Here is a 12,308-nt window from a genome sequence, read left to right as displayed (position 1 = left end):
GGGTGAGGGCGCCAGCCGCCCCAAATACACATCGTCGGTACCCGCGAAGGCGGGTGACCCAGTATTCCAGAGACAGTAGTGAAGAATCGAGAAGCCGCGGCGTACTGGATGCCCCGCCTTCGCGGGGCATGACGACCTAAGCCACGCTTTCCAGAAACGCCTCTTCCGCGGCCTGCACCGCGTCGGGGGTTCCGACATGCATCCAGACGCCGTCGAGCCGCAGGCCGAACAGCCGTTCCTGCCCGTTGGCGCGGTCGAACATCTTGGTCAGGGAAAACTCGCCGGCGGGCGCGTCGGCAAACAGCGAGGGCGACATGATCGCCGCACCCGCATAGACGAACGGCACCACCTGGTGTTCACGCCGCTTGCGCAGTGCGCCGTCCGGCAGCATGGCGTAGTCGCCGCGGCCGGCATAGCCGATGCTGCTGGTGGTCGGCGCCATCAAGAGCAGGATGTCCATCCGATCGGGATCGAAGGCTTCGGCGAGCCGCGCCAGATTGGGGCGCACGCCGTCGATCCACATCGTGTCGGCGTTGAGATGGAAGAACGGCTCCTGGCCGAGCAGGGGCAGCGCCTTCACGACAGCGCCGCCGGTGCCGAGCACGACGTCGCGTTCGTCGGAAATGATGATGCGGGGCTGGGCACGGCTCGCGGTGTGCTGGATGATCTGGTCCGGCAGGTAATGCACGTTGACCACGGCTTCGCTGACGCCGGCACCGGCGAGCTTGTCCAGCACGTGATCGAGCAGGGGCTGACCGGCCACGCGCACCAGCGGCTTCGGCATATGGTCGGTCAACGGGCGCATGCGCAAACCGAGACCGGCGGCAAGGACCATGGCTTTGGTGGGCGTAACGGACATTCTTGGGATTTCTCTTGGAATTTCTCGAACCACGGATCATACCACGGCGACTGGCTTGAACCAGCAATCATGAGGCCTTAATGGCCGCACATGACGGCCGTACGACGGCCGCCGCCGCTGCCAAACCTCAGACTTCGGCGTCCTCGGCCCCGCGCTTGGCCGCCCGCTTTTTCTTGTCGCCCTGCTTCAGGAAGTTGACGCCGATCTGATCGCCATTGACCCAGGCCAGCTCGCAACGCCGATAGGCCAGCCCCGTGGACGACAGCAGCAGGAAGAATTCCTTCAGATGCAGCCCCTCGACCGAGCCTTCGACTGTCAGCTTGGCGCCGGTCTCGGAAACGTCTTCCATCACGCAGTCACGCCGCCAGGTGCCGTCGATTCCCATCATGTGCGCCGCAAAGCCGCGCTCGAATACGACTCGATCTCCCTTGCGCCGTTCCGCCGTCGCCATGGCTGTTTTCCCGTGTCCAACTGACTGCCCCATGCCTCCGCTGCATGGGCCCGTTCCAGATTAGATGCGGGGTGGCTAACAGGAGGTAAATCAGGGAACCGGCGGCGGCACGTTGGCGGCATACCATTGGCGAAATGCCGATAGCGCCGGATGCGCCAGCGAGCGGCTGAGGTAGGTCCAGATCCGGGGCTGGTGGCGCAGATATTGCGGCTTGCCGTCGCGCCGGTTGAGCCGGGCGAAGGTGCCGAGCAGGCGGGTATTCCGCTGCGCCGACATGATGGCGTAAAGCTCGGCGAAGCTGGCCGGATCGAACCGACCGTCCGCCGCGCGGCGCGCCTTGATGTAGCGGGTCAGCAGCGTCAACTCGAGCTGTTCGGCAACGTCGAGCCGCGCGTCCTGCAGCAGCGACACCAGATCGTAGGCGGCGGGGCCAAGCACGGCATCCTGGAAGTCGATGATGCCGACGCGCAAGATCCCCGTGCGCTCGCCGAGCCAGATGATGTTGGGCGAATGAAAGTCCCGCATCACCCAGGTTCGCGGCGCAGCCGCCGGCTTCTCCAGCAGCGTTCGCCACATCGTGACGAATTCGTCGCGCTGTTGCTGGCTGACTTCAGCACCGCGGTCCGGCAGATACCATTCGAGCATCAGGCTGATCTCGACCAGCCATGTATCGATATCGTAGACCGGAATCTGGTATGAGCCCTGCGGCCCCAGCGGCGCGGTTTCGGGCAGCGCTTTGCGATGCAACTCCGCCAGCATGTCGGTCGCCGCCTCGTAGCGCTCGACGATCGGCTGCGGCGGATCGCCTTCGACGACGCCGGCGGTGCCAAAATCCTCGGTGATCAGGAAACCGGAATTCAGATCGGCGTGGCGGATCGCGGGCGCGGAGAAACCGTGCGCGCGCAGGCCGTTGTCGATGGCGACGAACGGCTTGACGTCCTCGGCGAGATGAACGGCTGCGCTGTAGGATTTTCCGCCATAGATCGCCGGCCCATCCGGACGGCGCGGCGAATTCATCAGGATCGAGGTGCCGTCGTCGCGGATCAGCCGCGCATAGGAGCGTGTCGAGGCGTCGCCCGGCATGCGTTCGCGCGCCGCATCCAGGAAGCCGGCATCGCCAAGAAACTTTCGCAAGCCCTGCAGTCGCGTTACCTGCGCCGCTGCCTTGCCATAACCGGTGATCTCGGCGGCGCGCGCGGTGGACCCGAGCGCCGGGCGATGGCTGAAGGCGATGTCGATGCGGTCTTCGGGCAGTGCATCGGGCGCGCGCTCCGGCCATTCGATCAGCGCCAGCGTGCCCTCCGGCAGCGGCGACAATCCGATTTCCTCCAGCTCGCTCGAATCATTGATCCGGTAGAGATCGGCGTGAAGAAGCGGGAACGGCAAATCGTAGCTCTGCGCCAGCGTGAATGTCGGGCTTGGCACTTCGAGCACGGGATCGTTGGCGAGATAGCGGATCATGGCGCGCGCCGCCGCGGTCTTGCCGGCGCCAAGATCGCCCGAGAGCGTGATGACGTCGCCAGGGCCGACCAGCAGCGCGAGGTCGGCCATCAGATGCGCCGTCGCAGTCTCGTTCGCCAGCGCCACCGTAAATGTCACGGGCGCGGTCATTCGGCGGCGTTGCGGTGCGCGTTCTGGTCGATCGGAAAGTCGCAAGTGACCGTCGTGCCCTTGCCGACCACCGAATCGACACGCACCTTGCCGCCGTGCAGTTCGACGAAGGAACGCACCAGCGACAGGCCGAGGCCGGCGCCGCGGTGACGGGAGCCGTGGGAGTGGCTCTCGAACCAGTTGAACACCTTGTCTTTCACGTCAGCCGGAATGCCGGGGCCGGAATCGCTGACGGTGAAGATCACGCGATGCTCGGTCCGCCGCGCGCTGATCGTGACCGCGGCATCGTGCGGCGAGAATCCGACGGCGTTGGCGAGCAAATTATAAAGCACTTGCACCACGCGCCGCTCGTCGCCGGTGAAGTTGCCGATATTCGAATCGATATCGACCTTGAGTTCGATGCGGTCGGTCGCCAGCCGGTCCTGAATGCCTTCGGCTGCGGCCTGGATGGCTTTTTCGATATTGACCGGGCCGAGCTCGAGCTTCATGGCGCCGGCATCGATGGTGGCGAGATCGAGGATGTTGTTGGTGAGCGCCAGCAGCGCGTTGGTCGATTTGGTGACGTAGTCGAGATACTCGGCCTGCTTCGGCGTCAGCGGACCGGTCGAGGGGTCGCTGAGGAAATGCGCAAAGCCGATGATGGTGGTGAGGGGGGCGCGCAGTTCGTAGGAGACGTGGTGGACGAAATCGACCTTCATCTGGTCGGCGGCTTCCAGCGCCTCGTTGCGTTCGCGCAGCGCCCGCTCGACATTCTCGGTGTCGGTGATGTCCTGCAAGGTCAGCATGGTCGCGCCGTCCGGCAGCGGCATGGTCGCGCAATCAAGCACGCTGCCGTCCTTGCGCTCGAGCTTCAGCGATACCTGCGCGCGGTTGTCGATTCCCGTGATCGCTTCGCGCAGCGCCCGCCAGGTCAGCGCGTCGTCGAACAGCGGCTTGCACCAGGCCTCCACCGCCTCGATATGCGGCTGTTCCTTCAGCGCTTCCGCCGACAGCTTCCACATTTTTTCAAAGGCGGGATTGAACAGTTCGACCCGGCCATTGCTGCCGAACACCGCGACGGCTTCGGCCAGATTGTCGAGCGTTTCATGCTGAACCCGGGTCAGCCGGTCGAACCGCCGTGCCAAATCGAGGCTCTCGGTGACATTGTCAAACAGATAGGTGACGCCGCCTTCGAGATTAGGCGTAGTGACGACGCTGAGCGCGCGACCGTCGGGCAGGAACCAGGTGTAGTTCTCCGGTTCGACAGCGCTGTAGGCTTTGTGCAGCTTGGCCTTCCAGGCCCGGAAATCCGGCTGCTCCGGCAGTTTACGCGCCGCGCGCAAGCGATCGAGCACGCTTGAATCGTCGGGATTGGAATCGAGGAAGGCCTGATCGAGGCCCCACAGCCGCCGGTAGGATTCATTGTAGAAGGCAAGCCGCCGCTGGCCATCGAACACGGCAACCCCCGAGGACAACTGGTCGAGGGTGCGGCGATGGGCTTCCGCCATCCGCTCCATGGCGTCGCGCAACGCGGTCGCCTCGCTGGCGTCGATGGCGATGCCGGCGCTGCCGCCGCTGAGCTTGAGCGCCTGCACGTCATAGATGCGCCGCTCGCCGCCGACTACGATCGGCAGCCGCGCGCTGAAGGTGGCATTGTCGTTCAGCACCCGGCCCATCTCGGCGCGCTGGTCGTTCTCCAGGAGTTCGAGGCTGCGGTAAATCGTATCCGCGAGGCTTGCGCCCTCGGTCGCCCGCACATAGGCCGCGTTCGCGTAACGCAGATTGCCTTCTGCGCTCTTGGCCCAGATCGGCCAGGGCGCCGCGGCGGCGAAGTCGCGCAGCAACTCGGTCTCCTCCAGAAGCGTCCTGTAGCGGAGATTGGACTCGGCGAGGTCGCGGCGCAACCCGCCGAGTTCGCGAATCCGCACAATGGCTTGCCCGCCTATGGCGCGGCCCATCGCTTCGATGGCGCGGCCGTTCGAGGTGGAGAGATTGAGCAGAAAACCTTCGCCGGCCTCGCGCAGCGCGTCGACCGCATGGTCCATCTGCAGCGCCGGTTCCGGCGGCAGCCAGGTTCCAAAGGCGAGGATGCGTTGCGGCGAATTCGACAGCGCGTCCTGCGAGACCAGAAGCGAGGTGTCGCCGCTGATCTGGGGCCGGTTGTCGCCCGCGGCCCAGGCGATCAAGATCTGGGGCTCGGCGAACAGGAGCGCGCGCAGCCGGTCGGCCTGCACCTGCAGGTCGGCGATGTCGGAGCGCAGGTTGAGTTCCATTCGGGAGGCCCGAATCCGCGTGCGCATCAGCAGGATCGCAGCCAGCACGGTAAAGCAGAGCAGCGATAGCGCCGTCGTCAGTACCGCAAATTCCTGGTGATTGAGGTCGAACAGGGCGGAAATCGTCTGCGTGATGGTCAATTCAGTGGCCAGCGCGGATTCCGGCGAGGCGGAGAAGGTGGTGGCGAGCGCAATCACGCCGCAGCGCGCCAGTGAGGTGCACGACAGCAGGGTTCGACGCATCGCCGCGACTACGCCCGACATTATTTGCCCCAAAAACGCACGACTATGGGCCCGGCGCTACCCCCGCCGTGCACACGAATCGGGTCGAGAGTATCCCCTTCGGGAGTCGACCGGTAAGAGTCCAGACCGTGAACGCAAATTTGGCTGTGAAGAAATCGGCAGGGTGCCGTTGAGAATCGTCTCCACTAAACGATTCAGCGTCCAGTCGAGCCGAAACCGCCGCTGCCGCGGTCGGTTGCTGCAAGCGAGGTCACCGGCACCAGTTCCGCCTGCACGACCGGCGCAATCACCATCTGCGCGATGCGTTCGCCGCGGCGGATCGGAAACGGCGCATCGCCATGGTTTATCAGCAGCACGTTGATCTCGCCGCGATAATCCGCATCCACCGTGCCCGGTGAATTCAGCACGGTAACGCCGTGCTTGGCGGCAAGCCCGGAGCGCGGCCGAACCTGCGCCTCATACCCGGACGGCAGCGCGATCGTGAGCCCGGTCGGTACCATCGCGTATTTGCCCGGAGGCAGGATCAACGGCGTGTCCGCCGGCACTGCCGCGAGCAGGTCGAGCCCGGCGGCATCAGCGCTTTGATAGGCCGGCAGCGCGAGGCCTTCGGCGTGCTGCAATTGACGGATGTCGACCCTCACTGTCGCGCTCACGAATTCTTCTCCATGCTCTTCGCAATCTTCGCCACCAGTTCGGCGGCGACCTGCTCTTTGGTCATCACGGGCCAGGAGTCCACCTTGATATCCTTGCCCTCGTGCGTCAGCAGATGAACGGTGTTGCGATCGCCGCCCATCACGCCGGTTGCGGGCGAGACGTCGTTGGCGACGATCCAGTCGCAGCCCTTGCGTGCGATCTTGGCCTTGGCGTTGTCGATCAGATGCTCGGTCTCGGCCGCAAACCCGATTACCAGCGGCGGGCGCCTGTCTTTCAGTTTCGAAATCGTCGCGAGAATGTCTGGGTTTTCCACCAGTTGCAGCGGCGGCATCCCGGCTGCGGTCTTTTTCAGCTTCTGCTCGCCTTCATTGACGACGCGCCAGTCGGCAACGGCGGCGGCGAAGATTGCGATATCGGCCGGCAAGGCGGCGTCCACCCGATGCAGCATGTCGCGCGCCGACTCGACACGGATCACGGTTACACCCGGGGGATCACGGAGTTCGACGGGCCCGGAAACCAGCGTGACGTCGGCGCCCGCGGCTTGCGCGGCGGCGGCGATGGCAAAACCCTGCTTGCCGGAGGAGCGGTTGGCGATATAGCGCACGGGGTCGATCGCCTCATGCGTCGGCCCGGCTGTGATCAGCACGCGCTTGCCCGCCAGCGGGCGCGGTCGCGGCGGGCGGAGAATGTCGACGGCGGCGGCCGCGATTTCGATCGCCTCCGACATCCGCCCGACGCCGGCCTCGTTGGACTCAGCCATTTCGCCGGCGCCGGGGCCGATCATATGGATGCCGTCGCGCCGAAGCTGCAGCACGTTGCGGCGGGTGGCGGCGTTGTTCCACATCAACGGGTTCATTGCGGGCGCCAGCAGGATCGGCCGGTCGGCGGCCAGGAGGATTGCGCTGGCGAGATCGTCGGCGTGGCCCTGCGCCATCTTCGCCATCAGGTCGGCGGTCGCCGGCGCCACCACGATCAGATCGCATTCGCGGGCGAGGCGGATGTGGCCGGCGTCGAATTCGCTGCCGGGGTCGAACAGATCGGTGTAGACGCGCTCATGCGACAGCGCGCTGGCCGAAAGCGGCGTGACGAATTGCTGCGCGGCCTTGGTCAGCACACAGCGGACGTCGATGTGGCGCTCCTTCAGCCGCCGGATCAGCTCCAGCGATTTGAAGGCGGCAATGCCGCCGCCGATGATTAAAGTGATGCTGGCCTGGCCGATCGCGGGGGCGTTGCGCGGTACCGGGCGTTCAGCCGGAGTGGATGACGAGGTCAATGACGCGGTTGGCGCCGGGCTACCCTCGCAATATTCGCGCAGGATCACCCGGACTTCCTCCTCGACCGAACGGCCGTTCTTGGCCGAGCGGAGCCGCAGGTAGGACTTGATGGCGTCGTCGAGTTTTCGGATGGTCAGGCTGGCCATCGGCGGCCTCCCAGCAAGGATTGCCATCAATGATAGCAAATCCGTGCTGTCATTGCAATCATAGCTGCCGGATAGCGACCAGAATTCCGATAAAGGTCGCGGCGATGACCCAGAGCGCCACCGTCCTCCAGCGGCTCTTGCGGCCCTCGGCGCGCCCCATGGCTGCGATCGTCTCCGGCGACAGCGTCAGGCCCTCCCGGGTCATCTTCTCCATGTTCTCCAGCACTGCAACCGCCCGTGAGGCGATCGTCGGCAAGCCCGACATCACGCGGCCGAGTTCGCCCGCGCCGGACATCGCACCCTGAATCCGACCCAAGGGACCGAGATTGCGCTCGATCCATTCGCGAACCACGGGATCGGCGACCTTCCAGATATCGAGTTTCGGATCGAACCCCCGCGCCACGCCTTCAACCACCACCATCGTTTTCTGCAGCAGGATCAGTTCAGGCCGGGTCTGCATATCGAACAACCCGGTGACTTCGAGGAGAAGCGTCAGCAGCTTCGCCATCGAGATTTCTTCGGCGGTACGGTTGTGGATCGGCTCGCCGATGGCGCGGATGGCTTGCGCAAAATTCTCCACCGAGTGATGGCCCGGCACGTAGCCTGCCTCGAAATGGACTTCGGCGACGCGGCGATAGTCGCGCGTGATGAAGCCCAGCAGAATTTCGGCGAGGAACCGCCGCTCCTTCATGCCGAGCCGGCCCATGATGCCGAAATCGACCGCCACCAGCCGGCCGGCTTCATCGAGGAACAGATTGCCGGGATGCATATCGGCATGGAAGAAGCCGTCGCGCAGCGCATGGCGCAGAAAACTCTGGATCACCTTGCGGCCGAGGTCGGGCAGGTCGACATGCGACGCTGCGAGGCGGGCGTGGTCGTTCAGCGCGATGCCGTCGATCCACTCCATCGTCAGCACGTTATGGGTGGTGCGGTCCCAGTCGACGACAGGCACGCGGAAATCCGGATCGTCGGTTGTGTTCTCCGCCATCTCCGACAAAGCGGCCGCCTCAAGCCGCAGGTCCATCTCCATCGCGACCGAGCGCGACATCGTGTTGATGACCTCGATCAGCCGCAGCCGCCGCGCTTCCGCCGAATGCGCTTCCGCACTGTGCGCGACGAAGAAGAAATCGCCGAGGTCGCGGCGGAAACGCGAGGCGACATTGGGCCGGAGCACTTTCACCGCGACCGATTTACGAACGCCGTCCCGTTCGGTCTCGCCGCGATGCACCTGGGCGATGGAAGCGGCGGCCACCGGCGGGCCGAGGCTGACAAACGCCTGCGCCACAGGGCGTTCCAGCGACTGCGCGATGACGGCCTCGGCTTCACTTTGCGAAAACGGCGGCAGCCGGTCCTGCAGGCTTTCCAGGTCGCGCGCCATCGCGACGCCGACCACGTCGGGCCGGGTCGCCAGAAACTGCCCGAGCTTGAGGTAAGCGGGGCCGAGCCGCGTCAGCGCGCGCGTCAAACGCGGGCCGGATTTGGCGCCGGGACGTTCGATCAGCCGCGCCAGCCGCAGCGCCAGTTGTCCGGGCGGCGGCACGAGACTTGGGTCGACGACGCCGAACACGCCTTCGCGCGCGAACACGTAAGCGGCGCGGACGAGCCGCGCGATGTGAGTCGCCGCAGAAATCACAAACGCCAGCCTGAATGCAACGCCACGATGCCGCCGGAGAGGCTCTCCCACTTCACCCGCGAAAAGCCGGCGTCGCGGATCATCTCGGCAAATGCATTGGGCCGGGGGAATTTCCGGATCGATTCGACGAGGTACTGATAGGATTCCGCATCGCCCGTCACGGCGCGGCCGAGCGGCGGGATCACCTTGAACGAAAAGAAGTCGTACAGCCGATCGAGCCCGGGGACGTCGACGGTGGAGAATTCCAGGCACAGGAAGCGGCTGCCGGGCCGCAGCACGCGATAGGCCTCGCGCAGCGCGGCATCGATCCGTGGCACGTTGCGGATACCGAACGCGATGGTGTAGGCGTCGAAGCTGCGGTCGCCGAACGCCAGCGCCTCGGCATTGCCCTCGACGAAGGAAACCTGCTGGTCGAGATGGCGCGCCACGGCCCGGTTGCGGCCGACGTCGAGCATATCGGTGTTAATGTCACAGACGGTGGCCCCGAAGCCTGTGCCTGCCGCCTCGGCCGCGCGGAAGGCGATGTCGCCGGTGCCGCCCGCGACGTCGAGCAGCGCAAACGGCGCATCGTCCTTTGGCGGGTTGAGCGTATTGATCATGATGTCCTTCCAGACCCGGTGCAGGCCCGCCGACATCAGATCGTTCATCAGGTCGTAACGGGAGGCCACGCTGTGAAATACGTCGTTCACCAGCGTCTGCTTATCCCCCAGGGGCACGTCCCTGAAGCCAAAATGGGTGGTTTGACCCGGCCGATCCATCAACTTTACTCCACTACCCGGACCATAGCGCGCCCGCCGCAATGGCGCTATCACGTCACCTCCATAAGGTGAATGCCTGCATGCCTGAATTGCCCGAAGTTGAGACCGTCCGCCGCGGCCTGCAGCCCGCCATGGAGGGGTCGAAAATCCTCAAAGCGGAAGCCCGGCGCAAGGATTTGCGGTTTCCCTTTCAAAAAGACTTTATCGCACGGCTGGAGGGCCAGACCGTGACCGGCCTCGGCCGCCGCGCTAAATACCTGATGGCCGATCTTGGCTCCGGTGACGTGCTCTTGATGCATTTGGGCATGTCCGGCTCGTTCCGGGTGCTGGAAGGCGGCGGCAACAACACGCCGGGCCAATTCCACCATCCGCGCAGCGAGGATCGCGCGCACGACCATGTGGTGTTTCACATGTCATCGGGCGCGGCGATCGTGTTTAACGATCCGCGCAGGTTCGGTTACATGAAGATCATCGCCCGCAACGCGCTGGAGGACGAGCCGCTCTTGAAGGGTCTCGGCCCGGAGCCGCTCGGCAATGAATTCGACGCCGCGATGCTGGCGCGCTCGTGCTATAACAAGAAGACCAGCCTGAAGGCCGCGTTGCTCGACCAGCGCGTGGTCGCTGGCCTCGGCAATATCTATGTCTGCGAGGCGCTGTTCCGGTCGCATCTGTCGCCGCGACGGCTGGCGGCGACACTGGCGACAAAAAAGATAGAGCCGACCGATCACGCGGTGCGGCTGGTGAATGCGATTCATTCGGTGCTGAATCAGGCGATCAAGGCCGGCGGCTCCTCGATCAGCGATCATCGGTTGACCTCGGGCGAACTCGGCTATTTCCAGCATTCCTTTCAGGTCTATGACCGGGAAGGCGAGAAGTGCCAGACCGCCCGTTGCGGCGGCATCGTCCGGCGCTTCGTTCAAAACGGCCGCTCGACCTTCTGGTGCCCGAAATGTCAGAAATAACCATCACGCCGACGTTGCAGACGGAGCGACTTATCTTGCGGCCGCTCGCGCTATCAGATGCGCCGGCGATCCAGCGCCATTTCAACAACTGGAACATCATCCGGCATCTCGCGCAGGTCGTTCCCTGGCCATATCCGGAGGACGGCGCGGAGACTTTCATCGCGAGGGAGCTGGAGAAAGTCGCCGCGGGGGAAGAGATCTATAATTGGATGCTGGTGCTGCGCGGCGGCGATGGCGAGGCGATCGGGAATATTCGCTTTCGCCCCGGGGCGGACGATGCGAAGGGCAACCGCGGCTTCTGGCTCGCGGAGCGCTATTGGAATCAGGGCCTGATGACCGAAGCCGTCTCGGCGGTGAACGATTTTGCCTTCCGCACGCTCGGGATCGAGCGCTTCCACGCCTGCAACGCGGCGACCAACGTGGCGTCACGCCGGGTCAAGCAAAAGACCGGCGCCGAACTTGTCGGCTACATCGAGCTTGCCCATCACAGTGGTCAGACGCTCGCGGAAAAATGGCGCGTGACACGGGAGAACTGGCTGCGCCGAAATCCGTAGCGAAGCGAAGCAATCCAGCCGGGGCTGGTGGTCTGGATTGCTTCCGCCTTCGCCTCGCGCATTTACCTTGCGCGAAGCGGGATGTCAGACGCGAGCGGGGGTTCTCAGGAAGAGTGCGCTGTCGGCGTCGAAAGACGGGAGCGCAGCCCATTTAGGAATAATTGCGGGTATTTCCACGAACTCCTCGATGATCGGTTCGTCAGTAGCCGCAACCGCATTGCCCAGCCGCGATTCGGTCCACTGCCACAGGGCGCGCATTTCCTCCGCGGAATTGCCGCCCGGCGCATGTTCGCAGACGGAGAGGCCGGCGCTCAGCGCGTCCTGGTGATCGTTGCGCATCACTATGAGGGGTTTGGCAACGATATCGGCGGCGTCGAGCGCAGCCTCGTTGCCCAGCGCATTTTCCGCGCCGGCGAGGCGGGCCGCGGCCCGGATCGGGGTCTGGTTCAGGACGTAGGCGAACGGCTTGTGCCAGGCCCTGATGACGCGGAGCGTCGCGGCGGTCGCCTCGATATCGGCGATGCTTGGTCGCGTCGGAATCAGGCAGAAGTCGGAATAGCGGATGGCCGAATTGGTCGCGGCGCTTTCGCCGCCGGCGGTATCGACGATCGTCACCGCAGCGCCGTCCTGCGCGAGCGATTGCAGGCGCCGTTCGAGCTCCCGGGCGGCATAGATCGGCTCGACGATCGGCGCGGCATAGGGACGGCGGCGCTTCCAGTTCGAAACGGTGCCCTGGGGGTCGGTCTCGATCAGTCGGACATTGTGGCCGGCCCGGATGGCGGCGAGTGTAAGGCTGATGGCAAGCGTGCTTTTTCCCGAACCACCCTTCTGGGTGGTCAATACGATCGTCGGCATTTCAGGTCCTCTGGATGGCTTTCAGGCATTTGGATTACGCCACACGAGCTGCGCCG

The 12,308-nt window shown here is 64.8% G+C and carries 11 protein-coding genes; 2 read left to right on the top strand and 9 right to left on the bottom strand.

Features of this window, described 5'->3' with window-relative positions; all coding sequences use genetic code 11:
* Positions 1-136 precede the first annotated feature (136 nt).
* The 8 genes from ACVWVY_RS05560 to ubiE all read right to left on the bottom strand — a co-directional run bounded on the left by ACVWVY_RS05560 (position 137) and on the right by ubiE (position 9,881).
* Positions 137-859: a nucleotidyltransferase family protein gene (locus tag ACVWVY_RS05560; protein ID WP_456625435.1), complete on the bottom strand. Its 723-nt coding sequence runs from the start codon at positions 857-859 to the stop codon at positions 137-139.
* Between the two features lie 127 nt (positions 860-986).
* Positions 987-1,310: a PilZ domain-containing protein gene (locus tag ACVWVY_RS05555; protein ID WP_456625434.1), complete on the bottom strand. Its 324-nt coding sequence runs from the start codon at positions 1,308-1,310 to the stop codon at positions 987-989.
* Positions 1,311-1,400: 90 nt separating this feature from the next.
* On the bottom strand, positions 1,401-2,921 hold the full coding sequence (gene tsaE / locus ACVWVY_RS05550) for a tRNA (adenosine(37)-N6)-threonylcarbamoyltransferase complex ATPase subunit type 1 TsaE (RefSeq protein WP_456625433.1): 1,521 nt from the start codon (positions 2,919-2,921) through the stop codon (positions 1,401-1,403).
* Positions 2,918-5,437, bottom strand: coding sequence for an ATP-binding protein (locus tag ACVWVY_RS05545; protein WP_456625432.1), 2,520 nt, complete (start codon positions 5,435-5,437; stop codon positions 2,918-2,920). The genes tsaE and ACVWVY_RS05545 overlap by 4 nt, the downstream gene beginning before the upstream one ends.
* Before the next feature lie 173 nt (positions 5,438-5,610).
* Positions 5,611-6,069 (bottom strand): dUTP diphosphatase, encoded by a 459-nt coding sequence (gene dut / locus ACVWVY_RS05540; RefSeq protein ID WP_456625431.1) that lies wholly within the window; start codon positions 6,067-6,069, stop codon positions 5,611-5,613.
* Positions 6,066-7,490 carry a bifunctional phosphopantothenoylcysteine decarboxylase/phosphopantothenate--cysteine ligase CoaBC gene (coaBC, locus tag ACVWVY_RS05535; RefSeq protein ID WP_456625430.1) on the bottom strand — a complete coding sequence of 475 codons (1,425 nt, stop codon included), beginning with the start codon at positions 7,488-7,490 and terminating at the stop codon, positions 6,066-6,068. Before coaBC ends, dut begins: the two co-directional genes overlap by 4 nt.
* A gap of 58 nt (positions 7,491-7,548) precedes the next feature.
* Positions 7,549-9,123 carry a 2-polyprenylphenol 6-hydroxylase gene (gene ubiB / locus ACVWVY_RS05530; protein ID WP_456625429.1) on the bottom strand — a complete coding sequence of 525 codons (1,575 nt, stop codon included), beginning with the start codon at positions 9,121-9,123 and terminating at the stop codon, positions 7,549-7,551.
* The gene (ubiE, locus tag ACVWVY_RS05525; RefSeq protein ID WP_456625428.1) at positions 9,120-9,881 is read right to left on the bottom strand and encodes a bifunctional demethylmenaquinone methyltransferase/2-methoxy-6-polyprenyl-1,4-benzoquinol methylase UbiE; all 762 of its coding nucleotides are present in this window, start codon (positions 9,879-9,881) and stop codon (positions 9,120-9,122) included. The genes ubiB and ubiE overlap by 4 nt, the downstream gene beginning before the upstream one ends.
* Before the next feature lie 80 nt (positions 9,882-9,961).
* On the opposite strand from ubiE, the gene mutM reads away from it, so the two are divergent.
* A complete protein-coding gene (gene mutM / locus ACVWVY_RS05520; RefSeq protein ID WP_456625427.1) occupies positions 9,962-10,843 on the top strand; it encodes a bifunctional DNA-formamidopyrimidine glycosylase/DNA-(apurinic or apyrimidinic site) lyase in 882 nt (293 codons plus the stop codon).
* Positions 10,831-11,397 (top strand): GNAT family N-acetyltransferase, encoded by a 567-nt coding sequence (locus ACVWVY_RS05515; protein WP_456625426.1) that lies wholly within the window; start codon positions 10,831-10,833, stop codon positions 11,395-11,397. Before mutM ends, ACVWVY_RS05515 begins: the two co-directional genes overlap by 13 nt.
* Positions 11,398-11,481: 84 nt before the next feature.
* Here ACVWVY_RS05515 and ACVWVY_RS05510 read toward each other — a convergent pair whose 3' ends face one another.
* Entirely contained in the window at positions 11,482-12,252 is a 771-nt protein-coding gene (locus ACVWVY_RS05510) for a nucleotide-binding protein (RefSeq protein WP_456625425.1), read from the bottom strand.
* Between the last annotated feature and the right edge of the window lie 56 nt (positions 12,253-12,308).

Source organism: Bradyrhizobium sp. URHC0002, assembly GCF_054059515.1.
Note: the sequence above shows the minus strand (reverse complement) of the source record. Positions and strands in the feature narration are given on the sequence as shown.

What these genes read in the sequence shown, in the direction of transcription:
- ACVWVY_RS05560 (WP_456625435.1), bottom strand. Translation starts at nt 859, where the DNA reads ATGTCCGTTACGCCCACCAAAGCCATGGTCCTTGCCGCCGGTCTCGGT.
- ACVWVY_RS05555 (WP_456625434.1), bottom strand. Translation starts at nt 1,310, where the DNA reads ATGGCGACGGCGGAACGGCGCAAGGGAGATCGAGTCGTATTCGAGCGC.
- tsaE (WP_456625433.1), bottom strand. Translation starts at nt 2,921, where the DNA reads ATGACCGCGCCCGTGACATTTACGGTGGCGCTGGCGAACGAGACTGCG.
- ACVWVY_RS05545 (WP_456625432.1), bottom strand. Translation starts at nt 5,437, where the DNA reads ATGTCGGGCGTAGTCGCGGCGATGCGTCGAACCCTGCTGTCGTGCACC.
- coaBC (WP_456625430.1), bottom strand. Translation starts at nt 7,490, where the DNA reads ATGGCCAGCCTGACCATCCGAAAACTCGACGACGCCATCAAGTCCTAC.
- ubiE (WP_456625428.1), bottom strand. Translation starts at nt 9,881, where the DNA reads ATGGATCGGCCGGGTCAAACCACCCATTTTGGCTTCAGGGACGTGCCC.
- mutM (WP_456625427.1), top strand. Translation starts at nt 9,962, where the DNA reads ATGCCTGAATTGCCCGAAGTTGAGACCGTCCGCCGCGGCCTGCAGCCC.
- ACVWVY_RS05515 (WP_456625426.1), top strand. Translation starts at nt 10,831, where the DNA reads ATGTCAGAAATAACCATCACGCCGACGTTGCAGACGGAGCGACTTATC.
- ACVWVY_RS05510 (WP_456625425.1), bottom strand. Translation starts at nt 12,252, where the DNA reads ATGCCGACGATCGTATTGACCACCCAGAAGGGTGGTTCGGGAAAAAGC.